This window comes from Candidatus Dormiibacterota bacterium, from assembly GCA_035635555.1.
In the GTDB taxonomy this organism is placed as follows: domain Bacteria; phylum Acidobacteriota; class Polarisedimenticolia; order Gp22-AA2; family Gp22-AA2; genus Gp22-AA3.
In genome coordinates this window covers 1-26,359 of record DASQAT010000016.1, presented here as the reverse complement: position 1 = coordinate 26,359, position 26,359 = coordinate 1, and the positions used below count along the sequence as shown (strand labels likewise).

Sequence of the window (26,359 nt, the reverse complement as noted above, 5' to 3'; positions counted from 1 at the left end):
GTAAGTATAGGCCGGATCGGGGGGTCGCGGAATGACCGAGCCGCTCTGATCCTCCTTCTACAGCCTCGGATCCACCGGCTCGCTCTCCAGCGCCAGCACGCCGAACACGCACTCATGAACGCGGTACAGCGGCTCACCCTCGGCGAACCGATTCAGCGCCTCGAGCCCGAGCGCGAACTCGCGCAGCGCGAGTGAGCGCTTGTGCGACAGGCCGCGGGCGCGGAGGCGCTCGAGGTGCTCGGGGAGCGTGTACTCGGGTCCATAGATGATGCGCAGGTACTCGGGGCCGCGGCATTTGATGGCGGGCTGGACGAGGCCGCGGCGGCCGCGCGTGAGCCACGTGAGCGGCTTGACGACCATCCCTTCGCCGCCGCGCGCAGTCATCTCTTCCCACCAGGTCGTGCCTGCCTGCTCGCTCGCGGTGTCGGTCAGGTCGACGACGAGCTGCGCGGTGGGCTGGAGCAGACCGCCCTCGTCGGCGCGGCACAGGTCGGAGAGGGTCTCCAGGTGCCAGGGGTGGTCCTGGTCGGTGTAGACGCGGCGCTCGCCCGCCAGGACGTGGAAGGGGGCTATCTTGAGATCGGCGACGCGCGTGACGGGCCAGCAATAGCGGCCGTAGGCTTCGATGTAGCGCTCTACGGCCTCGCGGCGGGTCTCGTAGCGGGCGAGCAGGTCTCGGACGGGGGCGGCGTCGGCGTCGACTGGGCGAGCGGCGGTCGTCCGCAGCGCCTCGAAGGCGTCGCGCAGCGAGGCGCGGGCGGAGGCGCCGGCGGGGGCGTACTGGCGGCGCAGGAGCTCCTGCGCCTTGGCGGACCACGGCATGATCTCGGCGTCGAGGCAGATCCAGTCGGTCGCGAGACGGGTCCAGAGATCGGCTTTCTGCATCGCGGCGCGCACTCGGTCGAGGACCTCGCCCTCCTGCGCGGGGTCGGGGAAGAAGGGGCGGCCGGTGCGCGTGTAGATGGCGCCGTCGCCGGAGGCCACGCCGAAGCGACGCCGGGCGGTCGCGGCGTCGCGGCAGACGACGAGGACCGCGCGCGAGCCCATGTGCTTCTCCTCGCAGATGACGCGCGGCACGCCCTGGTGGCGGAACCACGAGAAGACCTCGCGCGGGTGCTCGAGGAGGTCGCCGGTCTTGCAGGTGTCGGGCGGCGCCATGGTGGGTGGCAGGTAGATGAGCCAGTGCGGATCGATCGCGAAGCGGCTCATCACCTCGAGCGCCGCGATGGCGTTCTCCTCGCGGATGGTGACGGTGTGCTGGATGCGCGTCGTGACGACGCGCTTGCCGGTCACGTCGTCGATGTCGAGGAGGTCGTCGTAGGGGCGCCGTTCGGCAGAAGCCGCCTCGCCGGCCGGCGCGCCCTGCACCATCCCGGTGCCCATCGGCACGATCGGTTTCGAGGGCTCGTAGTACATCCGGCGCGCCTCGACGTGCACCAGCTCCTTCTCCGGCCAGCGCAGCGCGGTGAGGCGGCCGCCGTAGACGCAGCCGGTGTCGATGCAGATCGTGCGGTTGAGCCAGACCGGCTCGGGGACGGGAGTGTGGCCGTACACGACTGTCGCGGCGCCGCGGTAGTCCGCCGCCCAGTTGTAGCGCACGGGGAGGCCGAACTCGTCGGTCTCGCCGCTGGTCTCGCCGAACAGCGCGAAGTCGCGGACCTTGCCGGAGGCGCGCCCCTGCAGGTCTTCCTTGAGGCCGGCGTGGGCGACGACCAGACGGCCGCCGTCGAGGACGTAGTGGCTGATGAGGCCGTCGAGGAACTCGGCGACCTGGCCGCGGAACTCCTGCGGCTCGCGCTCGAGCTGCTCGAGCGACTCGGCGAGACCATGCGTGATGCGGACGTCGCGGCCGCGCAGCTTGCGCATCAGCTTGATGTCGTGGTTCCCCGGCACGCACAGGGCCGTCCCCGCACCCACGCTTCCCATTGCCAGACGCAGCACCGAGGGGACGCCGGGGCCTCGGTCGACCAGGTCGCCGAGGAAGACCGCCTTGCGCCCTTCGGGATGACGCGCGACCTGACCGCCCTCCTCGATGACGTAGCCGAGCCGCGTCAGCAGATCGACGAGCTCGTCGTGGCAGCCGTGCACGTCCCCGATGATGTCGAACGGACCGCTGTCGCTACGGCGGTCGACCCACAACGGCACGCGCTCGATGGTCAGCGCGTCGATCTCCTCCTGCGTCTTCAGGATCGTCACGCGGCGGAACCCCTCGCGCCCGAGGTTGCGCAGCGAGCGGCGGAGGCTCTGGGCCTGCTGGCGGACGACGTGGCGGCCGAAGTCACGGTTGGGACGCGTGGCGTTGCGCTCGTGGCAGACGGCCTCGGGCACGTCGAAGACGATGGCGACCGGCACGACGTGGTACTCGCGCGCCAGGTCGATGAGGCGCTTGCGGTCTTCGGCCCTCACGTTCGTGGCGTCCACGACGACTAGGCGGCCCGCGGCGAGACGCTTGCGGGCGATGAAGTAGAGAATCTCGAAGGCATCCTTGGTCGCGGCCTGGTCGTTCTCGTCGTCGGAGGCCAGGCCGCGGCAGAAGTCGGACGACAGGACCTCGGTCGGCTTGAAGTGCCGCGCGGCGAACGTCGACTTACCGCAGCCCGAGGGGCCGACGAGAGCGACGAGGGACAGCGCAGGGAGCTCGAGCTTCATGCTGGGGCGCTCCGGGGAGCGGCGCCCGACGAGGCCACCGTGAAAAGGGCCATCTGCGTCGGGGAGCCGACCTCCGCATCGTCCGGCCCGACCGGGAGGAAGCGGACGGTGTAGCGGAAGCGGGCGGCGACCGCCTGCGCCCACGCCTGGAGCTCGGCGCGCGTCCACTCGAAGCGGTGATCGCGGTGGCGGAACTTGCCGGCGGCGAGGTTCGCGAAGCGTACGTTGTATTCCGCGTTCGGGGTCGTGACGACGACAGTGCCCGGGCGCGCGAACTCGAACACCGAACGCTCGAAGGGGGGCAGACGGGCGGGGTCGAGGTGCTCGATGACCTCGACGACGCAGGCCGCGTCGTAGCCGGCGAGGCGCCGATCGCGGTAGGTGAGGGCACCCTGGAAGAGCTCGACCCGCTCGTGCACGGCGGGGGGCAGGCGATCGAGGTCGAGCCGATCGCGCGCCATCTCGAGGGCGCGCCACGAGACGTCCATCCCTGCGATCTTCTCGAAGGCGCGATCGCGCAGCAGCTCCTGGACGAGACGCCCCTCGCCGCAGCCAACGTCGATGACGCGCCGCGCTCCGGCCTGGCGCAGGGCGGCCACGACGGCGCCTATGCGCTGATCGTTCAGGTTGAGCGGCGCCTCGAGCGCGGCCTCATCGCGGCCGCGCTCCTCCTCGGTGCGCTGCGGGTCGGGGTCCTCGTCGGAGACCAGGCGTGCGAGCGTGTCCCGCACCAGACGCCGCTGATGCCTGAGATATCGCCGGACGATCAGCTCGCGCTCGGGATGACGCGGCAGCCACTCCTCGCCGCGTTTCAGCAGCTTGTCGACCTCGTCGTCTCCCACCCAGTAGTGCTTCTCGTCGTCGAGCACGGGGAGCATGACGTACAGGTGCGTCAGCAGATCGCGCAGACGGGTCGTCGCCGCGATGCGCAGCGCGAAGTACGGGCTCTCACCCCATTCGGGGAAGCGCACGTCGAGAGCCAGGCGCCGCGCGTCGATGGCGTAGCCGAGCGGCTCGAACAGCCGCGTCAGGAGCGCCTCGCCGCCGCGGCAGGGGACAGCCGACAGCGCGGCCTCGAGCGGGATGGGCGTGTCGGCGAGATCCTGCCGTCCCTTGCTCTCTCCGCGCAGTGCCGACCCGAGGATGCGCGCGATGGCGACGCTCAGAAAGGACGACGCGACGTAGGGGCGATCGTTGACGTACTGCGCGAGCGCTCCAGCCTCGCCGCCCGGGCCGCGCGCTCTCCCGCGGACCAGTCCGACCGGATCGAGATCGAGCAGCAGTGCCGCCGTGCAGCGATCGGCCTCGGCCGCCGGATAGAAGACGTGCGCCTCCCCGAACGCCATCTCGAACGTCTGGCAGCGCGCCGGATTCTTGGCCAGCAGATAACCGAGATCGGTCGCCGGCCGATGCGTGGTCGTCAGGGTCAGGAGCATGTGAAACGAGCACCCTTGGTTGAGTTGTACGTAGAGGATACCCGAAGACCGGTCGAGGGAAGTCCTTTGTGGTAGCTTGGTCGGCGATTGCGGATGGATTAGGCGCGATCACTGGATCATCGGCCTCCCGGCGGCTTCGGAGCATCCGCGGGATCGACATAGTGTGTGTCGGTCGGGCCCACGCCGGAGATCTCGACCAGGACCGGCTCGGTCCCGGTCCGGGCGAAATGATTCGCGCCGCCCGGCTCCGAGTAGACGCTGCCGGGCGGCAGACTCTTCAGCGCCTGCTCAGCGAAACGGTCGCCGTATCCAAACTGCCAGGTGCCTGACACGACTGTCGCCACCCGATCGTCACGATGCGAATGCGCCGGGATCGTCGTGTGGGCGGGCACGGACAGGACGATCGTGTAGAAGCCGGGCCGCGACGGATCGCCGGAGAGGACCTTGGTGCTGACGCCCGGGAGAAACGAGCTGCCGATCTGGCCCGGGCCGGTCTGGTTCGCGCGGACTTCGTCGGGCGTCAGCCGCATCTGCGGCAGGGCCTGGGACGCCGCCGTCGATGCCGGCGCCGAGCCAAGGAAGCGCAGCAGCGCGTCGGTGGTCTCTCGCGGATTTTCTTCCATGACCCAGTGTCCGGTGTTGGCCAGGACCACGGACGACGCATCCGTCGCGACGAGCTTCACTTGCTGGGCCAGGGCGTCGCCGTTCGCCTTGTCTCCGCCGATCGAAAGGACCGGCATAGTCAGCTTCGTCCGCGAGAATTGCGCGAAGTCCCGTGCGGCCTGCTGAAAGGAGACGAAATACGCCCACCCCGCCCGCATCCGCCCCGGGCGGCCGTAGGCGGTGGCGTATTCCTGGCGATCGGCCTCGGGGATGGACCGCGACTTGTCGGCCGCGAAGTCGTTCCAGAAATGCTCGAAGTAGATCCGCTCGCGCCCCTTGACGAGCGCCTCGGGCGTCGGCCCGTTGAACCGGAAATGCCAGATGGCCGGATTGTTGTAAATGGCTTCCCAGCCCTCGACACCGGGCAGGAACGCGTCCATCAGCACGAGTCTCTCCACCTCAGCCGGGAACTGGGCGGCGTAGGCGTAGGCGACCATCAGCCCGATGTCGTGCCCCACCACGACCGCCTTGTCGACGCCCAGGCCTTTGACGAGCGCGTGCACGCGGGCCGCCGCGCGCGTCATGTCGAGACCGTCCGCGGGGATGTCGGAGCCGCCGATGCCCGGCAGGTCGGGGGCGATGATGGTGAAGCCCGCCGCGAGCCGCGGGATCAACGGCCGCCACATGTGCGAGGTTTCGGCGTAGCCGTGCAGCAGCAGGACGGCGGGACCGTGCCCGGCCGTGAGATACCGCAGCTTCACCCCGTCCGCGACCGCGGTGCGCGCAGCGATCGGATCGGTTCCTCCGACGACAGGCGGCGTGGCGCCGCGCGAGGGCACCTGAGAAAGGAGGATCAGTATCAATATGAAGTAACAGAGGTGCCAGCGGCTCGTCATGAGACCCTCCTGCCGCTCGCGGCGGCTGTTCGTGTGAGAACCTGGGGGTGCAGGATACGTCAAGATACGCCACGTACGCTGTCGACGCGTGGCGTCGGCGGTGCGGTTGCGCCGGATGAGACCGGGGCCCCATTCTCCGCGGATCCCTGAAAATTTCCGGTTGACCGGACGCAAAGTCCGGTCGTACATTTCCATCCAATCCGTGAATTTCGCCGCAGAGGAGGTGTCCATGCCTCTGTCGCGGCCGGGCCCCAGGCTTCACCCCGCCCACGTTCTCGCCCCCACTAGGAACCTCTTGGCCGCTATTCGTGTCGCTGCCTTCGTGGACGGCTTCAACTCCGCCGATGAACACAACGGCGCGCGGGTGGGCGGGTTCAGAGGGCAGAGGACCTGCCCCAAAAAAATAACCCCGAGCGAGGCCTTTCGGCGTGTCGAGCGGGGAGCAAATAACGTAGAAATCATAACATGGGATCGGGGCGGGGTAGGGATCTCCTCCTTATGGGCGAGAACCCTTATTCAAACGAACCACCGAAGATTTAATAGGGATCGGCTTGTTAAGAGTTGCTGAAGAGGACCCCTCACGGCCTTCGAGCAGAGGATGCGCTCGGCAGAGTCGATGAAGTGCTCGGGTTGACTATATGTACATTTGTGCATATCATTACCTGAACACGACGGGACGTCAGAATCCGAAGGGCTCGCGCTCGCGGGGCGACCCGAGCGGGGCGGCAAAATGAGGGGAGGACGATGCGAAAGTCATACGACTTCAGTCGGGGACGGCGCGCTCCGGTAGTCAAGGCCCCGGCGGGCAAGACCCGGATCACCATCCGACTGGACGATGACGTTCTGGCGTGGTTCAAATCCCAGGTCCACAAGGCCGGCGGCGGGAATTACCAGACTCTCATCAATCGGACACTCAGGGCGCACGTGAGCTCCGAATACAACCCTCTAGAGGACACGTTGCGTCGCGTGCTGCGGGAGGAAATGCCTGCCTACCGTGTGAAGCGGAGGCTGCGTGAAGAGTCGCACGGGAGCCGCCGCAAGGCTTGACACGTTGATGACGGTCGAGGAGTATACCGGCAACTTGAGGAGGGTCAGACTTGAAGTCCGCACAGCACCTTGCCAGAGATCCGAAGCCCCTGACTCCGCGCCAGTGGGAATCCGTCACCAAGTCTCTTCTTGACCTCGTTGTGAAATCTGACGAGGTGCGCAGAGAAGTGCCGCGGAACGGCTCGAAGGAGCCTGGCTCCCGCGTCGACAGGGATCGCTGAACCCTCGGCCTCGCTTCTCCGGGCCCTGATGCCCGGCAGCTCTGACTCGAGGCTGTTTCCTGGGGCCGCCATTGAACGGCTTTGCCTCGACGTTGGCGCTTGTCTTCGACTTCGACGACACCCTCACCCCCGACTCCACGACCGCCCTCCTGGAGAGGCATGGCGTCAACACCCGCAAATTCTGGAAGAAAGACACGAAGGCCCTGATCGCCCAAGGCTACGACCCCGCCCTGGCCTACCTGAAGCTGCTGCTCAATAACATCGGGCCCGGCCGGCCGCTGGGCGCTCTTACCAATGCCGACCTCCGGGCGTTCGGGGCAACTCTTACCCTGTACCCCGGGCTGCCCGACCTTCTCTCTGATCTGCGCGCGAGCGTCAAGAAGGTCAAGAACATCGAGATTGAATTCTTCGTGATCTCGGGAGGATTGCGGGAAATCATTCAGGGGCACCGCTTCATTCGCCGGGAATTCTCCGGAGTCTACGGGTGTGAGCTGGCCGGCGATGAAGAGAGCGGTGTCCTCAAGTTCGAGATCAACAAAGGACTCGCCCCGAGCAGGACCAGGAGGAATCCTTACCTCGTCAACCGGGACGTTCCGCAATCCAAGCGGCGAGTGCCATTCAAGAACTTGATCTACGTCGGAGATGGACTCACGGATATCCCCTGCTTCTCATTGGTCAAGTATTTCGGCGGGACGACCTTCGGAGGTTTCAATCCCGGTGACGAGGGGAAAGCGAAAAGAGCGCTGGTCGAATTCTTGATTCCCTCGAGGGTCATCAGCATGCACGCGCCAAAATATGGGCGAAAGGACGACCTTGGTGCCTTGATCAGGGCCGCGGTCGCGACCCAGTGCTCGAGGATCAAGCTGGAACGCCAGGAGACCGAAGGGAAGTCGCGCTGAATTGCTCCACAACGCCGCGTTCAACCGGCACGCCCTTCCTGGCCCCCCTGGGCGTCGGGCTGATAAGATGCACACTATCAGAAGAGGATTGCAGATGGCCGACCGCCCGCGCTCCGATTCCGAGGAACAGGAGGATTTCGCACGGATGCTGGAGGAGGCGTCCGCGCCGAAGTTCCACCGGGAGGGGGAGACGGTCGAGGGGACCATCGTGGCGATCGGAGGGGAGGTCGCGTTCGTCGACGTCGGCGGGAAGGGGGAGGCGACCATCGACCTCGCGGAGCTGGCGGATCCGGACAGCGACGTCCAGGTGAAGGTCGGGGACAAGGTCCAGGCCGTCGTCGTCTCGACGGTCGGCGGGCTGAAGCTCTCCCACAAGCTCGCCCGGGGAGCCGTCACGCGGCAGCGCCTGAGCGAGGCCTTCCGGGCCGGGATCCCGGTGGAGGGGCGCGTCGAGAAGGCGATCAAGGGGGGATACGAGGTCCGGGTCGGCGGGCAGCGCGCCTTCTGTCCGATCTCGCAGATCGACACCCGGTTCACCGCCGATCCTTCGGTCCACGTCGGGCAGGGCTACACGTTCCGGATCATCGAATGCAAAGAGGATGGCAAGGAGCTGGTCGTCTCCCGGCGCGCCTTCCTGCAGGAAGAGGAGGCCGAGAAGGCCGAGGAGGTCCGCAAGGCTGTGGTCCCCGGAGCGGTCCTGTCCGGCCGCGTCGCGTCGGTGATGGCATATGGCGCGTTCGTCGACCTCGGCGGCGGGGTCCAGGGGCTCCTGCATGTGTCGGAGATGGGCTGGTCGCGGGTGGGGAATCCACTGGACGTGGTCCAACCTGGCGACACGATCACGGTCAAAGTCCTGCGCGTGGGGGACGGCGACGGAAAAATCTCGCTCGGTCTGAAGCAGCTGCAGGCCGATCCCTGGTCGACGGTGGCCGAGAAGTACAGAGTGGGCCAGGCGCTGATGGCGAAGGTCACCCGGGTCGCCGACTTCGGCGCCTTCGTGGAGCTGGAGCCGGGGATCGAGGCCCTGGCCCACGTGTCGGCGTTCGCGCCCACGGGGAAGAGGGACGGATGGAAGGCCGCCGCTACGCCCGGCGCCGCCGTGGCGATCGAGATCCTGAACATCGATCTGGAAAAGAAGAGGATCGGCGTCGCGGTGCTGGAGGCCGGTACCGTGAGGGCCGAGGGCGCGACGGGGAGTGCCGCGGCGGGATCCGAGGCCCCGCAGCCCCAGGCCCGGGTGGAGATCGTGGCCGGGGCCCGCCTCACGGGTAAGGTGGAGCGGCTCGAGACTTACGGCGTGTTCGTTTTCCTGGCGCCCGGGCGGACCGGTCTCATCCACGTCTCGGAGACCGGGGTTGACAGGGGGGGCGACATCAAGAAGGCCTTTCCTCTGGGGAGCGACGTCGAGGTGATCGTGCTCGAGGTGGACCCGGCCGGGCGGCGGATCCAGCTCAGTCGCAAGGCGGTCCTCGAGGCGGGAGAGAAGCGCGAGGTCCGCGAGTACGCCGAGCAGCAGGAGCAGGCGCAGCCCGGAAGTTTCGGCTCGCTCGCCGACAAGCTGCGCGCGGCGATGAGGCCGCCGAAGAAATAGGGACGCGACATGCGGCAAGCAATGCGGGTAGCCTCAGTCCTCTTCGCGGTAGGCTGCGCGGCCGGCGCCGCGCGCGCGCAGGCGCCCGCCACGTTCACCTGGGAATGGAAGCCGTTCGGCCTGCACGGCGTGCTGGTGCGCTCGCTGGCGGCCGCGCCATCCGTTCTGTGCGCGGGGACCCAGGGGCGCGGGATCTTCTGCCTGGATCTGTCCGCGACCGGCAACGGCTGGCGGCCGGCGGGGCTCGACGGCGCCACGGTCACCTGGATCTGGATCGATCCGCGGCGGCCGCAGGTGCGCTTCGCCGCCTGCGACGGATCCGGCGGCTTCCACAGGCTGTATCAGAACCTCAACGGCGGGGCCACCTGGACGCCGATCGACGGCGGGTTCCCGGGTGGATTCCCGCCGTACGTCTATGCCGTCCAGGGTGTCCCGGGGGGCCCCGCCGTATTCGCAGCGGGCGGCGGCATCTGGAAGTCCGACGATCTCGGAATGACGTGGAGACTCCTCCCCGCCGACGAGGGCGACGACTGCCTGGAGATCGCCCCGACCGACCTGCGCACAGTCTGGTCGGGAGGCGAGACGGCGTTCTTCAGCGGCTTCACGCTGCAGTCCCGCGACGGTGGGGCGACCTGGAAGACCGTGTGGGACTCGGGGCTGATCGGCGACAACCAGACGTCGGACGTCTCGGCCCACCCGCTCGTGCATGGCCTGGCGATCACCGGGCACGAGGGGTTCGTCCTGCGCACGACCGACAACGGCGACTCTTTCAGCGAGGTGCTCGCCGCCCCGGCCCGCTTCTTCCTGGATTGGGACGCCGCCAACCCGTCCCGCGCCTACGCCGCCGGCTCGCCGAACGGCGGCACGGCGTACGCCTTCGTCAGCCGCGACTTCGGCGCGACCTGGCAGGAGATCACCGGGACGCTCCTCGCGCCGCGGACCGTCTACCGGGTGGAGGCCGACGACGCGCGCCTCGGCGTGGTCTACGCCGCCACCGACGACGGGGTCTGGCGCCACTACGGTGGAGGGCTCCCGGCCTGCCTCGACACCCGGGGCGGGTTCGAGGAGCTGCTCCTGTGGCCCGGGGTCTGCTCTCCCGTCGGCGCGCAGTGGCCGGTGATCCCGGGCGACGCGATCGCCTTCGACCCGGCCGGCGTGAGGCTGGAGGCGGACCGCGTCAATCTCGGCGAGGTGGAGTGTCTCATCGTCGGCGGTGATGTCGCGTTCACGACGATCGACACGCCGGAGCCGGCCCCTGGAAAAGCGATCGCGATCCTGACCCGTCCCGCCGGCGCGCTCGACTACGGTCAATCGAGCGACGGTCTGCCGCGTCTCCCCGCGGCCGGCGACTGTGGGACTCCTGGGGTTACCCCCTGAAAGCCCAAGGCCACTCTACATTCCAGGACGTTACGTTGACCCGCGTGCGCGCGGCTTATGGAAGGATGATCCGATGACGGCGTATTCCGGTCGAGGGCGGGGCTCTGCCCGATACAGCATTGCCGTGGTGGTGTCGGTCCTTGCGTTCGCGGCCACGGTCGCGTCGTCGCACGCGGCGGTCACGATCACTGAAGCGCCTGATTTTCAGGTGTCGATCACGGCCGGCGAAGCCGTATCGGTCGGTTGTTCGTCCGGCAACGTCGTGGTCGTGGTCGACAGCGTGCCGACCACGACGGCGACTCCCTGCAATTCGGTGACGAGCCTCTCCGTGTCCGCCACGGGACCGTTCGACAACACGATCGATCTGCGTGAAGTCAGCAGCCTGAATTTCACGGCGATCGCGTCCCAGGTGATCGACGGCGGCGCGGGCAACGACGTGCTGATCGGGACTCCGCTCGAGGACACGATCGTCGGCGGCGACGGCGACGATACGATCAGCGCGGGCCGGGGGAATGACATCGTGTTCGGGTCCGACGGCGACGATGTCCTGACCTGGAATCCCGGGGACGGCAGCGATGTGTTCGAAGGCGGGGCGGGCATCGACACGCTGACGTTCAACGGCTCGAACGTTTCGGAGCACATCACGGTCGATGCGAACGGCACGCGCGTCCGCCTCTTCCGTGACGTCGCCGCCATCACGATGGATCTCGGCACCACCGAGCGGATCGGCATCAGCAGCCTCGGGGGGGTCGATGACGTGACGATCACGGATCTCACAGGCGTCACCGACCTTGCGGTGATCGGTGTGTCGCTCGGCGACGGGGATGACACAGCCGACGCTTCGACGCAGCTGAATCCCGCCGTCGTGCTGGCGTTCGACGGTGGCGCAGGAAACGACGTGCTTAAGGGCAGCCCCCAAGGGGACACGATCCTCGGCGGTGAGGGCGACGACACGCTCAACGGTCTCGGCGGCGACGACACGATCGATGGCGGCGGTGGCAACGACACCCTCGCCGGCGGGCCGGGCCACGACGTGGTCGCCGGCTCGGACGGCGACGATGCGTTGATTTGGAATCCGGGCGACGGCAGCGACACGATCGAAGGGGGGCCGGGCACGGACGCCCTGCTGTTCAACGGGTCGAACGCGAACGAGAACTTCACTCTGGGTGCGAGCGGCACGCGCGTCGTGCTGCAGCGCGACGTCGCCGCCATCACGATGGATATCGGCACCATCGAGACCATCGCGCTCGACACGCACGACGGCCTGAACAACCTCACGGTCGAGGACCTCACCGGGGTGGCGGATCTCACGGGAGTCACGATCCAGCTGGGTAACACCGGCGACACGGTCGACGCCTCGACGCAGGCCAACCCCGCGATCGGTCTGACGATCCATGGCGGATTCGCCGCCGACCGGATCACCGGAGGGGCGGGGCCGGACATCATCTTCGGCCGGCGCGGTGACGACGTGCTCGCCGGCTCGGGCGGAAACGACACGTTCACGTGGAATCCCGGGGACGGCAACGACACGATCGAAGGGGGCGCCGGACTCGACAATCTCGTGTTCAACGGATCGGGGGCGAACGAGAAGATCACGTTCGAGGGGAACGGTCCCCGGGTGCGGATGCTGCGCGACGTCGCCGCCATCGTCATGGACCTCGCCGGACTCGAGACCGTCACCCTGGACACCCTGGCCGGAACGGACAACGTCGTCGTAGAGGACCTCACCGGGGTGGCGGATCTCACCGGTCTCGCGATCACCCTCGGGAACGAGAACGATACCGTCGACGCCTCCGCCCAGCTGAACCCGGGGGTCGCCATGACCATCAACGGCGAGTTCGGCGACGATGTTCTCACCGGCGGGGCGGGGCCGGACGTCATCCACGGCGGCCGCGGAAGCGACGTGATGAACGGATCGGGAGGGGACGACACCTTCGACTGGAACCCAGGGGATGGCAGCGACACGATCGACGGTGGCGGCGGAGACGACACGCTGCTGTTCAACGGCTCGAACGTGAACGAAAGATTCGGCATCTCCGGCACGCCGGCCGGCTTCCTCCTGACGCGCGACATTGCGGCGATCTCCACGCCGGTCGATGCGGTCGAGACGTTGCATCTCCTGATGTTGGGGGGGGACGACCACGTCGATACCGTCGGCCTTCCGTCGACGACGCAGTCGCTCGACGGCGGCAACCAGGCGACCGCCGACACCTTGACGGTGGACGCGCAAGGGGCCGTCGTGACCACCGGATCGGGAACGATCGAGATCGCGGGATCCCGACCGATCCAGCATGCGAACTTCGAGTCGGTGAACGTGCTCAACGCGGCCGTCCCGGCCGCGTCGCTCTCGGCGACGAAGTCGGTCACGCCACCGGCGCGCGTCGGAGGTCTCGTCACCTACACCATCCTCGTGATGAATACCGGCACGGCACAGCAGCCCGACAATCCGGGCGCGGAGCTCACCGACGTGCTCCCGGCGGAGCTGCAGCTGGTCTCGGCGACCGCGACGGGGGGGACTGCCCTCGCGACGCAGCAGACGAATACCGTGACCTGGAACGGCTCGCTCGACGCCGGGGCGTCGATCACGGTCACGATCCGGGCGGCGCTGAAGGTCGGTCTGGCGGCCGGGAAGACGGTGTCGAACCAGGCCACGGTTTCCTTCGATGCCGACGGGGACGGCTCGAACGAGAGCAGCCGCTTGAGCGATGATCCGGCTCTGCCGAGGTCCTCGGATCCGACGGCATTCACAGCAAGTGTTCCGGGCAGGCGGTAGCGGTGAACTGAGACTGGCGGAAGCCGAGCGCGTTATCCGGCGCCCGGAGTGCGCGGCTCGCGGCCCAGGACGAGGATCGGCTCGTCCAGGGCCTGCCGGTATTCCTCCTCGTCCAGGGCGTCCTCGGAGCGGAGCTTCGCGAGCAGGTTGTCCACGAGCAGGCGGAGGCCGGGCCCGGGCGTGCCGTGGGCGAAGGAGCTCTGGTACTTCACGGGCCCGGGGATCAGCGAAACCAGGAACGCCATCTGGGCCGGCGTCAAATCCCGGGGCTCACGGCCGAAGTAGGTGCGGGCGGCGGGCCGCAGACCGAAGAGTCCCGGGCCCCATTCGATGACGTTGAGGTAGACCTCGAGGATGCGGTCCTTGCCGAGGGCCGACTCGAGAAGCAGCGTGAGCGACAGCTCCTGCAGCTTGCGCCCGAAGCTCTTCTCGGGGGACAGGAACAGGTTCTTGGCGAGCTGCTGCGTGATCGTCGAAGCGCCGCGCGCGGCGCCGCCGCGGGCCCAGTTGGTCAGGAGCGCCGCGGGGACCTCCCTGAAGTCGATGCCGGGATGCGTGTAGAAGCCCGCATCTTCCCCCAGAAGGAGCGTGCGCAGGAAGAGCGGCGGCACCGCGGCGAGCGGGATGAAGTCGGGGGACGCGGGGGAGACGTCGATCGAATGGACTGGGCCCGGGCCCAGTCCGGCCTCGAGCACGAAGTCTCCCCGGAGCCGCTCAATCGCGGCAGGCAGCCGCCGCGGCGGTGTGAAGTCGAGCCGCTGCTTCACCACGAAGGACATCGGGTCCGAGAGGCGGCCCTGCGAGCGGACGGCGAGCGAGGCCGAGCCGAGGTCGTCGCCGAGCCCGGCGGCGGCCGCGGGGCCGAGCCTCTGCGGCGCCTCGAGACCCGAGGTGCGCAACAGGCGCGCGAAGTCCAGGCGCTCCACATCGAGCGTCAGGTCCACGCTCGGGTCGGTGTCGAGATCGCGAACTGCGAGGGTGCCCGAGACGGCCGCCCCGGCGATCGTCGCGCGCCAGCTCGGGACGTCGAGAAAACCCTCCGCCCGTGTCCAGGAGCCGGTCCCCCGCACGGCCACCTCCGTGGGCTCGCCGAGCTCCTGCTGCTCCGACCCGTCCCCCTTGAGCGCGGGCAGGCGGGCGGAGCGTGCGGCCATGTCCAGGTCGAAGGATTCGACGCCGGCCGAGGTCCTCAAGGTCAGCGAACCGCGGATCGTCCCGCCGTCGAGCAGGGGTTGGTCGAACCGTCGCACGTCGAGGAGCCGGCCCAGCGGCAGGTCGCGGGCCTCGAGCGCCCAGGTGCTGCCGCCGGGGCCGACGATCCGGCTCAGGACCAGCCCGGCCTGCGGCCGCCGCAGCGCGACACGCAAGCCGTCACGACCGAGGCCGACGACGTCCCAGGTGGTCGACTCCGCGGCGACCGTCAGCCCCGCAGGCCCGTGCAGAACGGCGTGACCCACGGTGAGGCGCGTCCGCCCGGGCCACCAGCCCTCGACCGTGTCGGCGCTCAGGCGCCAGCGCTCCGTCTGCTCGAGAGCGACGCCGGTCAGCAGGAGCGGAGGCCAGAGGCCGACGCGCACGCTGTCGATCCGGGCCACGAGCCCGCGCCGCGCGGCCTCGGCCTCGATCCGCCCGCGGACGGCGCGGGCGAGCAGCGGCCGGGCCGCCAGCGCTCCGAGGCCCAGCGCCAGCGCGGCCGCCACGGCGGCGATCAGCCGGCGTCGTCGGGGAGGAAGGGGGCGAACCGTGAACACGGTTCAAGGATAGATCGGTTCGCATCGCGCCGCGCACAACCGGGGTCAGGTCTCGCTAGAAGTTCGTGAACAGGAGATGATTATTGGCGCTCTGGCCGTTCGTGACGATGTTCTTCGTCGTCAGGTTGAAGAGCGCGTCGCGGACCTGCTGCGCCGTCGCGGTCGGGTTGCCCTGCAGGTACAGGGCGGCCACGCCGGTGACATGCGGTGTTGCCATCGACGTGCCGCTGATCGTGTTCGTCGATGTGTCGGTCAGCCACCAGGCCGACGTGATGTTCACGCCGGGGGCGAACCAGTCGACGCACGAGCCGAAGTCCGAGAAGCTCGCCCTGCCGTCGGCCGAATCGGTCGCGCCCACGGTGATCGCCTCCGCCACGTCGGCCGGGGAGCCCCCGCAGGCGTCGGCGTTGTCGTTCCCGGCGGCGACGGAGTAGACGACGCCGTCGGCGATCGAGTTGCGGACGGCCTGGTCGAGCGCCGCCGACTGGCCGCCGCCGAGGCTCATGTTCGCGACCGCGGGCGCGCCCGCGACGTGGTCGCCGGTGACCCAGTCGATACCTGCGATCACGCCCGAGTTGAGCCCGATGCCGGCGCAGTTCAGCACGCGCACGGCGACGAGCCGGACGCCTTTCGCTATTCCGTAGGTCGCCCCGCCGATCGTCCCGGAAACGTGCGTGCCGTGTCCGTTGCAGTCGTCGGAGCTCAGCCCCATGGTGACCGCGTCGAAGCCGTGCACGGCGCGCCCGCCGAACTCGGTGTGGGTCTTCCGGATCCCAGTGTCGATCACGTAGGCGGACACGCCCGCTCCGGTGGCCGTGTACGTGTAGGTGCCGGAGAGCGGCAGCGCACGCTGATCGGTTCGGTCGATACCCCAGGTCGCACCGGTCTGGGTGGTGAGAGCGTGGACCGGCTGGTCTCGCTCGACGTAGGCCACGCGCGCGTCGTTGCGCAGGGCGTCGAGGGCGGCCGCGGGCACGAGGGCGGAGTAGCCTTGCAGCGCCTGCGTGTAGACGAAGCCGACCTGGAGACCGAGCCGCACGGCGTGCTCGGCGGCGACCGCGGCGGCATTCGCGCCGGGCTTCAGCACGACGATGTATCCCTGCGGGGAGGCCACGTCGGCCAGGGTGATGGGGAGGGCGACGACCGCGATAGCGCACAGCGCGATGACGACGAGGGCCGGACGTTTCATGCTGAGTCTCCTCCTGATATTGAACCGTTTCCCGAATGCTCGGCGCCAAAATGCTCCGGTACGCGCAGGGCAGCAATCAGGCAGTCCACTGGATCGAGGTGGTGAGACTCCTGATCGCCAGGGCGGGGTTTATCCGATGCGTCTCCGTGATCATCCTGCGGTGAGGCCGCTCGTGGGATGGGCCTCCGGAGTGTCAAGTTCTCGCGACCCGGAGCCCGATCCGTAATAAAATCCCTGGCCTCACTCGTTGAAAGGAGCTCCGCCCATGTCGAGGACCGGTCTGCTTCTGGTCGCCGCCGCCATCGTGCTTGCCGCCACTCCCGTGAAAACCGGGAACCTGCTGCTCGAGAAATGGACCGGGTCGTACGGCGGCGTGCCGCCGTTCGACAAAGCCAAGGTCGCGGATTTCAAGCCCGCCCTTGAAACCGCGATGGCCGAGAACCTGAAAGAGATCGACGCGATCGCGAAGAATCCGGCGAAGCCCGATTTCGACAACACCATCGCCGCCTTCGAGCGGGCGGGAAAGCCGTACGACCGGGCCACGGCGATCTACCGCGTCTTCAGCTCGACGATGAGCACGGACGACTTCCAGAAGGTCGAGACGGAGATGGCGCCGAAGATCGCGGCCTTCAACGATCAGATCGTCCAGAACAAGGAGCTGTTCTCGCGCATCGCCGCCGTCTACGACGCGCGGGAGGCGAGCGGGCTGACGCCGGAGCAGAAGCGGCTGGTCTGGCTCGACTACACGACCTTCGTCCGCGCCGGCGCGCGCCTCGAAGGCGCCGCCCGGCAGCGCGTGGCGGAGATCAACCAGAGACTCGCCAGCCTGTTCACGAAGTTCTCCCAGAATCTCCTCGCCGACGAGAAGGACTACGTCCTCTACCTCGAGAAGGAATCGGACCTCGCGGGGCTGCCGGACGGGGTGCGCACGGGGGCCGCGCAAGCCGCCGAGGCGCGCGGGCACAAGGGACAGTGGGCGATCCTGAACACGCGCTCGAGCATGGAGCCGTTCCTGACGTACTCCGACCGGCGCGACCTGCGCGAAAAGGTGTGGCGCACCTACTACGCCCGATGCAACAACGGCGACGCGAAGGACAACAACGCGACGATCTCCGAGATCCTGAAGCTGCGCGCCGAGCGGGCGAATCTCCTCGGCTACAAGACGCACGCCCACTGGCGGCTCGAGGATACGATGGCCAAGACCCCCGAGCGCGCCATGGAGCTGATGGAGGCGGTCTGGAAGCCGGCCGTCGCCCGCGTGCACGAGGAGGTCGCCGACATGCAGGGGGTGGCGGACGCGGAGGCGGCCAAGGGCGGCCCCAAGGTCACCATCGAGCCGTGGGATTACCGGTACTACGCCGAGAAGGTCCGCAAGGCCAAGTACGACCTCGACCAGAACGCCGTCACGCCCTACCTGCAGCTCGAGAAGATGCGCGAGGCGATCTTCTGGAACGCCGGCCAGCTGTTCGGACTGCAGTTCAAACCGGCCACGGGCGTTCCCGTCGTGCATCCGGACATCCGCGTGTGGGAAGTCACCGACGCGGCCGGGAAGCACGTCGGGCTGTGGTACTTCGACCCGTACGCGCGCCCCGGCAAGAATTCGGGGGCCTGGATGAACGCATACCGCAACCAGTCGAAGTACGACGGTGTCGTGACGACGATCGTGTCGAACAACGCGAACTTCGTCAAAGGGAAGCCGGGGGAGCCGGTGCTGATCAGCTGGGACGACGCGCTGACGATGTTCCATGAATTCGGGCACGCGCTGCACGGGCTCCTGTCATCCGTGAACTACCCGTCCCTCGCCGGCACGAACGTCGCGCGCGACTACGTCGAGTTCCCGTCGCAGCTTCTCGAGCACTGGGTGCCGGTCCCCGAGATCCTCAACCGCTTCGCCCTGAACTACCAGACCGGCAAGCCGATGCCGAAGGAGCTGGTGGACAAGATCGATCGGGCCTCGAAGTTCAACCAGGGGTTCATCACGGTGGAGTACCTCGCCGGCGCCCTCGTCGACATGAAGCTGCACCTCGCGGCCACGGCGGACAAGACGATCGATCCGCAGGTCTTCGAGCGCGAGACGCTCGCAGCGCTCGGCATGCCTAAAGAGATCGTGATGCGGCATCGGACGACGCAGTTCGCCCATATCTTCTCGAGCGACAGCTATTCCGCCGGCTACTACAGCTATCTCTGGTCCGACACCCTCTCGGCCGACGCCTGGGAGGCGTTCGTGGAGGCCGGCGGACCGTACGACAAGACGGTCGCGAAGCGCCTGCTCGACAACGTCTTCTCGACGGGGAACACCATCGATCCCGCCGAGGACTACCGCAAGTTCCGCGGCCGCGATCCTGGAATCGCGGCCCTGATGCGCAAGCGCGGATTCCCGGTGCCGGTGGCGCAGACCGGCGGAACGTCCACACCGGGATAGACGCGAAACGGCTGAGGATCTTCCAGGATCAGGCGTTCACGATTGCGCGGCGTGGCCGCTTCCGCCGCGACCGCCCGGAGGGTGTCCGGGGTCCCTTGACATAAGGGGCTCCGCGGCGCTCTGAAAGTCTGCCCGCCCCGCCCTTCCGCTCGAGCAGGGCGAGGGCCGTCGCCGGGTCGACTGTCTGAACCGGCGAGGCCGCGAAGCGGGCGGGATCGCGGGTCACGATGAAGTCGCAGCCGGCTGCCTCGGCGGCGGCTGCGCAGACTGCGTCCTCGAAGTCCGTCCAGCCGAGCGTCAGGGCGCGCTGAAGGGTCGCCTGCCCGACGGCCGCCACGCCGAAGACCGAGAGCAGATGCGCGACGGCGCGCCGGGCGGAGTCGGCCCCCCGGGCGCGCGAAAACAGATAGAAGAGAGTCGTGACGCCGTGGCCGGGCACGAGACCCGTCACCTGTCGGGTTTCGACGGCCGTCCAGATCTTCGTCGCGACTTCCGCATGAGGCGCCCGCTCGAGGACGGCATCGAGCAGAACGTTGACGTCCACGAGGGTGCGCTTCAACGGTATTTCCGCTCCAGGTACCTTCGATAGTCGGTGGGGTCGGGCTTCGAGTCTTTCAATTCGGCCCGAAGACGAGCCAAAACCGGGGGAAGTTCTTCGTCGTCCTTTGCGATCCTCATGACTACAAGGGAGAGGATCTTTTCGACCAGGCGTGACACGGAGGTCCCTTGCCGGGCCGCATAGCGCTTGGCGCGGGCCACGACGGCTGCGTCAACGTTCAGGGTCAATTTCGCCATGTACGTATGATATACGCGGGCGCGTACGTACGCAATGGAGTACCGCAGGTCTCAACCCTGGGCGCCGCCCTCCGGCGGCTTCCTGAGCACCGAGAGGCGGTCGCGAAACTCCGATCGGACCTCGATGAAGTCCTCGTGGGTCAGGCGGAGCTCGTCGGCGATGCGGCGGATCTCGTTGTCTTCCATGACCGAGATCGAATCGTCGGACGCCGAGACGGCGAACAGGCAGCGCAGGAGGGCCAGTTTCTCCTCCCGGGTGGCCAGCCTGTTGAACTCCCGCGTCACGATGTAGTTCTCGGTGCCGCCGAACAGGATCGCCTGCGTCTTGGCCATCTGCACCACCAGGATGGCCTGCTCGGGGGTGAGCTCGCCCGCCTCCTCGACAATCGATTCCATGGCCCGGGTCTCGGCCTCGCTGATCACCAGATCGGCTCGGGCCACGCGGCTGAGGATGTAGGCGAAGATGGCGATGTGGCGGGCCCGGTCGGGCTCGAGGCGGTCGAGGGCCGCGACGATTTTTCTTACGGTCTCGGTCTCGGCCGATTCATGCGCCGCGGCCGTCCGGCCCGGATCGTACCCGAGAAATTTCAGGATCGACATGTACGGAATTATACCTTCCCCTCCGGCGACCGGCCCAGCATAGCCTCGGCGGCGTCGAGGCCGCTCTGCCAGGCGCCGTGCGCGTCTCCGGCCCAGGCGATCGGGATGGCCTCGCCGGCGAAGAACAGGCGGTCGTCGATCGGACGGCCGAGGGCACCGCGGGCATCGGCGTGGCCGGGGAGCGGCGCAGAGTAGGTCCCGTGCGTGAGGTCGTCCTGGTTCCAGCCGGTGCGGGCGCTGGTGCGGAGCGAGCGGCGGATCGACGTGCCGAAAATTCCGGCGAGAGTATCGAGGGCGAAGTCTTCGGCGGCGCGGCCCCCGGCTTCCTCGAGGCGGAGCGCCAGGTCGCCGTCCAGGTAGCAGGTGACTCCGTCCCAGCCGGTCGGCCAGATCTCGACGTCCATGGCGTCGCGGCCGTGCCGCCTCATCGACGTCAGGAACGCCGGGCCGGTGAGACCGGTGACGTCGGCCGTGAACTCGAGCCCGATCTTCAGCGCCCGGGCCATCGGGAGCGCTTCGATCGCCCGCAGCTTCCAGTCGGGGAGGCGCGGCGTGAAGTCGATCGCCTCGGCCCGCAGCACACCGGTCGAGACGGTGACGAGAACCTGGGACGCCTCGCAGAGGCCGGCATCGGACTCGATCCGCGGCCGTGCCCCGGTCAGGTCGATTCGCCGCACGCGGGCCCCCAGGGTCACCGGCACATCGGCGAACTGGGCGTAAACCAGCGCCCCGAACCCATCCCGGACCGGACGGTCCTCCCCGATCCAGCGGTAGTTGGCGAAGTCGCGGGTGGACGCAAGACGCGGCTCGATCCCCATCTTGGCGGTGAAGCAGTGCGCGGCGTAGGCGGCGGCCTGGTGAGTCCGGTCGATATGCTCCGACACCGGCGGATCGGCCCCGGCGCGGCCGGCGCGCCGGACGGCGGCGAAGGTGCGCTCGCGAAACTCCACGGCCGCCTGCTCGTCGCCCGGCGACAGTCTTGCGCCGTCAACGTAGATGCCTCCGTGCGCCGCCTCGCGGGCGTACACGAACCCGCTTGCGTCGGCGAACCGCGTGAAGGGATTTTCCTCCGGTGAGTGCAGCCAGTGGCAGCCGTGGTCGAACGGGCGGCGAAAGGTGGTCGTGTCGGTGAAGGCGCGGCCGCCGATCCGATCGCGCCCCTCGAGCACCAGCACCCGGCGTCCGGCCTTCTGCAGCCGGCGGGCGGCCGCCAGTCCGGACACCCCGGCCCCGATGATGATGGCGTCGTGGATGGCAATGGGCACCAGGGGATCATACCTGTGGTCCGGCGCCTGTTACCGATCCGTAATCCGCCCGCCGGCGCTTGCAACACTCCCGCAATTACCTAGATTGGATCCGTGCGCCGCCCGCGGGCGACGCCGCCGGGGGCGCTTCGTGGCGATACCTGGCGACGATTGTTCGCAGGCGTGAGGATTCGAACCGTGCGTGGCAGGCGATTTGTGCCGCAGACAGCGCTGCTTCTCCTCCTGGCGGCCGCGGGCTCCTCCTGCGCGACCCAGTCCGTCGAGCCGACCCTCACGCTCGAGCAGCATTCCCTGCGGATTCCGCTCACTCTCGAGGCGGACGGGACGGTTGTGCTTGCGGAGCGTCCGCCCCTGGTCGGCCGGATCGACCTGTCGCCGATCCTGAAGGCGGAAGGGGTCCTGCCCGGGGCGAGGACGTCCGCGACCGTCCAGCTGATGATGAACTATGGCCGGCTCTACGTCGTGGCCGATGCCTTTCGCGCCCTCTGGGAGATCACCCCGCAGCCCGGCACGACCACGGCCTCGTACCGGCCGATCCCCGTGGTCCGGGAGGCGGGTCAGGAACCGATGAAGGACGTCCGGCTGTCCCGGTACGGTTCCGCCCGCTCGTCCTGTCTCCGCCTCGATCGCGCGGGTGCGAACCCGGTCTTCATCACGTCCAGAGGGGAAGCCCGGGATGATTGTCCGTAGGACGGCTGTTCTCGCGGGCGCGCTCGTTCTCGGGGTCACCTGCGTGCGGGGCGCGTCGCAGGTCGAGGCGGATCCTCACGAGCTGTACGAAAGGGCCCGCGGGTGCCTGGCGGACGGCGAGCTGCGTGCTGCGGGCTCGGCGGTCTCACGGCTGCGGACGCTGATCGAGAAGCGGCCGGACTGGGATCCCGAGGGGGTGTTCACCAAGGAGCTCCTGCCGCCGCTCCAGGCCAGGCTGAGCCGGCTGCAGGCGGTCACCCACAAGCTCGACGACTTCACCGTCAAGGCCCTCCAGGACCTGCAGCCCCCTGACATCAAGAAGGACATTTCGACCGTGCGCGACTACACGGAGTGGGCCACGTCGGTCATCCAGCGTCTGCGCGCGGAACGGGATCAACTCATCGGAGCCTTGCTTGCCGATTCGGAGGAGCGGGCGTTCCTGACCCACACGGAGAGCTACGAAAGGACCGAGCGGCTCCTCGAGATCGACGTGCTGAAGCGGATGGCCGACACGGCCGGCGACGATATTCTCGGTCTTCTCGCCGGGGACCCCGAGCTCGAGTCGGTCCTGGTCCGCTTTCGTCAGCTGAAGCGCGACCTCATGCAGATCGTGGCGGAGCGGGACCAGCTCGATGCGGACGTGAAGAAGTCGCACGAGCACAACGAGGCGGTTCTGGGTGTCCTCGCCGCCGTGGTGACGGATGACGCCTCTTCCAAGACCCACGCGGCCGCCCAGCGACCCGTGAACGTGGCCGATCTCTTCCCTCGGTTCCTGGACGGCGAAATGGAGGCGCTGCGGCGCCGCAGCTACGCGACGGCCTCCGAGCGGGAGGTGCTGCGCGCGAACCTCGAACGCTACCACCGCTACAACGAGGTCCTGCACGCCGCCGGTCTGGCGCAGGACCAGAAGGCAAGAATCGAGGCCCTTGCGAAGGCGGTCGACGATCTTCCCGCGCAGGAAAAGATCCTGGGCCCCCTCTCGGCCGCCGGCCCGGCGTCCCTCGTGCTCATGGGCGCGCTCGTCGTCGCGACGGGAGTTCTGGGGTGGCTGGCGGCCGAGCGGGGACGACGGCTCGCGTCGCTCGCGCGACCGGGCGGCCGGCCGGTCGCGGTCCGTGCGGCCAAGGTCCGCAGGGCGGATGTCGACTCCAAGGCCGTCTGAGTCGCGTTTGTGGTCCGGGCTGGCGTCCACCGGCCCCTTCCTGCGCTCCAGGATGGTCGTGTACTGCGGGCTGGGCTTCACCTTCGGGCTGAGCCTGACCGTGGTCGGCTACCTGGTCGATTACTACGCCCTCTACAAGAACCTGCCTCATGGGCTCACACTCAGGATGGTCGAGGGGCTCCACCGCGTCACGCCGGTCCACTTCTTCACCGACGGGTTCGCCCCGATCCTGGCGGCCGTTGGGGCGCTGGCGGGCCGCCTGCACGACAGGCTCAGGTACCATTCGAACCATCTCGAGGAGATTGTGTCGGCGCGGACAGAGGCTCTGCGGCGCAGCCAGGAGCGCTACGAGCTCGCGGCCCGCGGATCGAATGACGGGCTGTGGGACTGGGATCTGGTCGCGAACACGATCTACTACTCCCCGCGCTGGAAGGCGGCACTCGGCCACGATGACGCCGGGGTCATGGACACTCCCGAGGCGTGGCTCGATCGCGTCCATCCCGAGGATCGCCCCGGCCTCGAGGCGCGGATCAAGAGCCACCTCGCCGGCGGCACGGCGCATCTCGCGGCCGAGTACCGGCTCCGCCACGCCGACGGCTCCTACCGCTGGATGCTGTCGCGGGGCATCGCAGTCCGCGACGAGACGAGCGGGAAGCCTCACCGCTTCGCGGGCTCGCAGACCGACGTGGACGAACGGAAGAAGATGGAGGAGCAGCTGATGCACCTGGCGCTCCACGATCCTCTGACGGATCTCCCGAACCGCACGCTGTTCTTCGATCGTCTGGCGCATTCCTTCGGCCGGGCCCGCAAGCGCCGCAGGGACGAGAGCCTGGCGATCATCTTCGTGGACATCGACCGCTTCAAGAACATCAACGACAGCCTGGGCCACCTGATCGGCGACCGGGTCCTGCAGGAGGTCGCGGGTCGCTTCCGCGCCTGCATCGAGCGTGTGTTCGGCTCCGCGGGAGACGACGAAGAGGAGGTGCTTGGCCGGTACGGCCACCGCAGCCGGGACTGGACGATCGCCCGGATGGGCGGCGACGAGTTCACCGTGCTCCTCCAGGAGATCCAGTCGCTGCGCGAGGCGACGCAGGCGGTGCGGGAGATCGAGGAGGAGTTCCGGAAGCCCGTGAAGATCGAGGGGCGCGAGCTGTACGTGACGCTGAGCACGGGAATCGTCCTGGGACCGGGCAAATACGAGCGGCCCGAGGACCTGCTCAGGGACGCCGATACGGCGATGTACCGGGCCAAGGCCCACGGCCGCGCGCGCTGCGAGATCTTCGACGAGAAGATGCTGGCGCGCGCGCAGGAGCAGCTCAGGCTCGAGACCGACCTCCACCAGGCCCTGGAACGGGACGAGTTCCACGTCGTCTACCAGCCGATCATCGACCTGGAGAACGGCACGCTGCGGGGATTCGAGGCCCTGCTGCGATGGCGGCATCCCGAGAGAGGGCTGATCCCGCCGACGAAATTCATCCCCCTGGCCGAGGAGACCGGTCTCATCCTGCCGCTCGGGAACTGGATCTTCACCGAGGCGTGCCGGCGTCTGCGGCACTGGCACGATCTCGACCCGCGGTTCCGGGCCCTGACTCTGGCGATGAACCTGTCGCTCCGGCAGATCTACAGCGCGGATCTCGAGGAGGAGATCGCGACGCTGGTGGAGGAGGCCGGCCTGGACCCGACGCTTCTGCATTTCGAGATCACCGAGAACACCCTCATCGAGCACCCCAACCAGGTGACCAAGATGCTCCTTCGATTGAAGAGGCGCGGCTTCAAGGTGGCCATCGACGACTTCGGGACCGGCTATTCGTCGCTGGCCGCGCTCCAGAGTCTTCCGGTGGATCTGCTGAAGATCGACCAGGTCTTCGTCGCCCGGATGGAAGAGACCGAGAAGGCGCGCCAGATCGTGGCCACGATCGTCGGTCTGGCGAAGGCACTCGGGCACGAGGTCATCGCGGAAGGGATCGAGACCGACGGGCAGCTCAAGGAGCTCCGCAGGCTCCGCTGCACGCTGGGCCAGGGCCACCTCTTTTCCCCGGCGCTCGAGGGAGATGCGGTGGAGGAGGAGGTGCTGGCCCGCTTCTACCCGGATCTTCCGAAGCCCGCCAGGCGGGAAGCCGGCGCGCGCCGCGCCCGCTGAATCAGCGATTGATCCTGGACTCGATCCGCCGGTCCGGCACGAGCCACATGAGAACGACGACGACGTAGAGCCCGATGGCGATCCAGGACTTGACGAAGGCCAAGGGGATCGCCGTCACGTACAACACGATCGAGATCTTCCCCTTGAGGTCGCCGCCCACCGCTTCGTGCAGCTTCGAGTCCGGGCCCTGCTGGGCGATGATGGTCGTTTGCAGGATGGTGTAGGCGATGGCGGCCATCAGAAGCAGGACACCGTAGAGCGCGGTGGGGAGGGGCGCCGCGTGGTTCTCTCCCATCCAGCCCGTCCCGAACGGGATCAGCGACAGCCAGAACAAGAGGTGAAGGTTGGCCCAGAGGATGGCGCCGTTGACGCGCCCGGTCGCCTGCAGCATGTGGTGATGGTTGTTCCAATAGATCCCCAGGAAGATGAAGCTGAGGACGTAGGTCAGGAACACCGGGATCAGAGGACGCAGCGCCTGCCCGTCGGTCCCGTGCGGGACCTTCAGCTCGAGCACCATGATCGTGATCAGGATCGCGATCACGCCGTCGCTGAACGCTTCGAGGCGGGTCCCGGACATCGGGGCGCAGTCTATACTCTTTTGGAAAATGCCCGACAAGCGTGCGGATGGCCGTCCGGATGGAGACGGGAAGGATGGACTCCTGTTCAGGTCCGACCGGACGCCGGTCTTCGGGAGGCTCCGCAAGGGGTCCGATCAGGCGTTGCTGACGACTTCCTGAGTTTTCTCGCTCCCGGCACGGTTCTTTCTACAGGGAGTCTCCCCGCGTCGCGTGGAGGCTCCCGTGTTCGTTCCAGTCCGCTGTCCGCATACCGAGTGCCGGGCCCACTCTTGCCC

The 26,359-nt window shown here is 68.1% G+C and carries 18 protein-coding genes; 9 read left to right on the top strand and 9 right to left on the bottom strand.

Annotated features, from left to right (window positions below):
- Positions 1-57 precede the first annotated feature (57 nt).
- From VEW47_04430 to VEW47_04420, 3 genes are all read right to left on the bottom strand, one after another.
- A complete protein-coding gene (locus tag VEW47_04430) occupies positions 58-2,649 on the bottom strand; it encodes a polynucleotide kinase-phosphatase (GenBank protein HYS04419.1) in 2,592 nt (863 codons plus the stop codon).
- Positions 2,646-4,085, bottom strand: coding sequence for a 3' terminal RNA ribose 2'-O-methyltransferase Hen1 (locus VEW47_04425; GenBank protein HYS04418.1), 1,440 nt, complete (start codon positions 4,083-4,085; stop codon positions 2,646-2,648). Before VEW47_04425 ends, VEW47_04430 begins: the two co-directional genes overlap by 4 nt.
- Positions 4,086-4,201: 116 nt before the next feature.
- Positions 4,202-5,584, bottom strand: coding sequence for an alpha/beta fold hydrolase (locus VEW47_04420; protein HYS04417.1), 1,383 nt, complete (start codon positions 5,582-5,584; stop codon positions 4,202-4,204).
- A 744-nt stretch (positions 5,585-6,328) separates the two neighbouring features.
- On the opposite strand from VEW47_04420, the gene VEW47_04415 reads away from it, so the two are divergent.
- The 5 genes from VEW47_04415 to VEW47_04395 all read left to right on the top strand — a co-directional run bounded on the left by VEW47_04415 (position 6,329) and on the right by VEW47_04395 (position 13,492).
- Entirely contained in the window at positions 6,329-6,631 is a 303-nt protein-coding gene (locus VEW47_04415; GenBank protein HYS04416.1) for a BrnA antitoxin family protein, read from the top strand.
- A 313-nt stretch (positions 6,632-6,944) separates the two neighbouring features.
- Positions 6,945-7,751, top strand: a complete 807-nt coding sequence (locus tag VEW47_04410; protein ID HYS04415.1) for a haloacid dehalogenase-like hydrolase — start codon at positions 6,945-6,947, stop codon at positions 7,749-7,751.
- A gap of 94 nt (positions 7,752-7,845) precedes the next feature.
- Complete coding sequence (locus VEW47_04405) at positions 7,846-9,342, top strand: S1 RNA-binding domain-containing protein (protein ID HYS04414.1); 1,497 nt, start codon at positions 7,846-7,848, stop codon at positions 9,340-9,342.
- Between the two features lie 21 nt (positions 9,343-9,363).
- Positions 9,364-10,719, top strand: coding sequence for a hypothetical protein (locus VEW47_04400; protein HYS04413.1), 1,356 nt, complete (start codon positions 9,364-9,366; stop codon positions 10,717-10,719).
- Positions 10,720-10,792: 73 nt separating this feature from the next.
- Entirely contained in the window at positions 10,793-13,492 is a 2,700-nt protein-coding gene (locus VEW47_04395; GenBank protein HYS04412.1) for a hypothetical protein, read from the top strand.
- Between the two features lie 32 nt (positions 13,493-13,524).
- Here the strand turns inward: VEW47_04395 and VEW47_04390 are convergent, their stop codons facing one another.
- The gene (locus VEW47_04390) at positions 13,525-15,192 is read right to left on the bottom strand and encodes a biosynthetic peptidoglycan transglycosylase (protein HYS04411.1); all 1,668 of its coding nucleotides are present in this window, start codon (positions 15,190-15,192) and stop codon (positions 13,525-13,527) included.
- A 106-nt stretch (positions 15,193-15,298) separates the two neighbouring features.
- Entirely contained in the window at positions 15,299-16,432 is a 1,134-nt protein-coding gene (locus tag VEW47_04385; GenBank protein ID HYS04410.1) for a S8 family serine peptidase, read from the bottom strand.
- A gap of 265 nt (positions 16,433-16,697) precedes the next feature.
- Between VEW47_04385 and VEW47_04380 the strand changes: the two genes are divergently transcribed.
- Entirely contained in the window at positions 16,698-18,854 is a 2,157-nt protein-coding gene (locus VEW47_04380) for a M3 family metallopeptidase (protein HYS04409.1), read from the top strand.
- Between the two features lie 28 nt (positions 18,855-18,882).
- On the opposite strand, the gene VEW47_04375 is transcribed toward VEW47_04380, so the two are convergent.
- The 3 genes from VEW47_04375 to VEW47_04365 all read right to left on the bottom strand — a co-directional run bounded on the left by VEW47_04375 (position 18,883) and on the right by VEW47_04365 (position 21,514).
- Positions 18,883-19,413, bottom strand: coding sequence for a PIN domain-containing protein (locus VEW47_04375; protein ID HYS04408.1), 531 nt, complete (start codon positions 19,411-19,413; stop codon positions 18,883-18,885).
- Between the two features lie 287 nt (positions 19,414-19,700).
- A complete protein-coding gene (locus tag VEW47_04370; protein HYS04407.1) occupies positions 19,701-20,249 on the bottom strand; it encodes a TerB family tellurite resistance protein in 549 nt (182 codons plus the stop codon).
- 8 nt (positions 20,250-20,257) lie between these two features.
- The gene (locus tag VEW47_04365; GenBank protein ID HYS04406.1) at positions 20,258-21,514 is read right to left on the bottom strand and encodes an NAD(P)/FAD-dependent oxidoreductase; all 1,257 of its coding nucleotides are present in this window, start codon (positions 21,512-21,514) and stop codon (positions 20,258-20,260) included.
- A 177-nt stretch (positions 21,515-21,691) separates the two neighbouring features.
- Between VEW47_04365 and VEW47_04360 the strand changes: the two genes are divergently transcribed.
- Genes VEW47_04360 through VEW47_04350 form a run of 3 tightly spaced genes read left to right on the top strand, consistent with a single transcriptional unit; the run spans position 21,692 to position 25,506 of the window.
- A complete protein-coding gene (locus VEW47_04360) occupies positions 21,692-22,204 on the top strand; it encodes a hypothetical protein (GenBank protein HYS04405.1) in 513 nt (170 codons plus the stop codon).
- Positions 22,191-23,366: a hypothetical protein gene (locus VEW47_04355; protein ID HYS04404.1), complete on the top strand. Its 1,176-nt coding sequence runs from the start codon at positions 22,191-22,193 to the stop codon at positions 23,364-23,366. Before VEW47_04360 ends, VEW47_04355 begins: the two co-directional genes overlap by 14 nt.
- A gap of 7 nt (positions 23,367-23,373) precedes the next feature.
- Positions 23,374-25,506 (top strand): EAL domain-containing protein, encoded by a 2,133-nt coding sequence (locus VEW47_04350; GenBank protein ID HYS04403.1) that lies wholly within the window; start codon positions 23,374-23,376, stop codon positions 25,504-25,506.
- Position 25,507: 1 nt separating this feature from the next.
- Here the strand turns inward: VEW47_04350 and VEW47_04345 are convergent, their stop codons facing one another.
- Positions 25,508-26,083, bottom strand: coding sequence for a TMEM175 family protein (locus VEW47_04345; protein HYS04402.1), 576 nt, complete (start codon positions 26,081-26,083; stop codon positions 25,508-25,510).
- Positions 26,084-26,359: the final 276 nt, after the last annotated feature.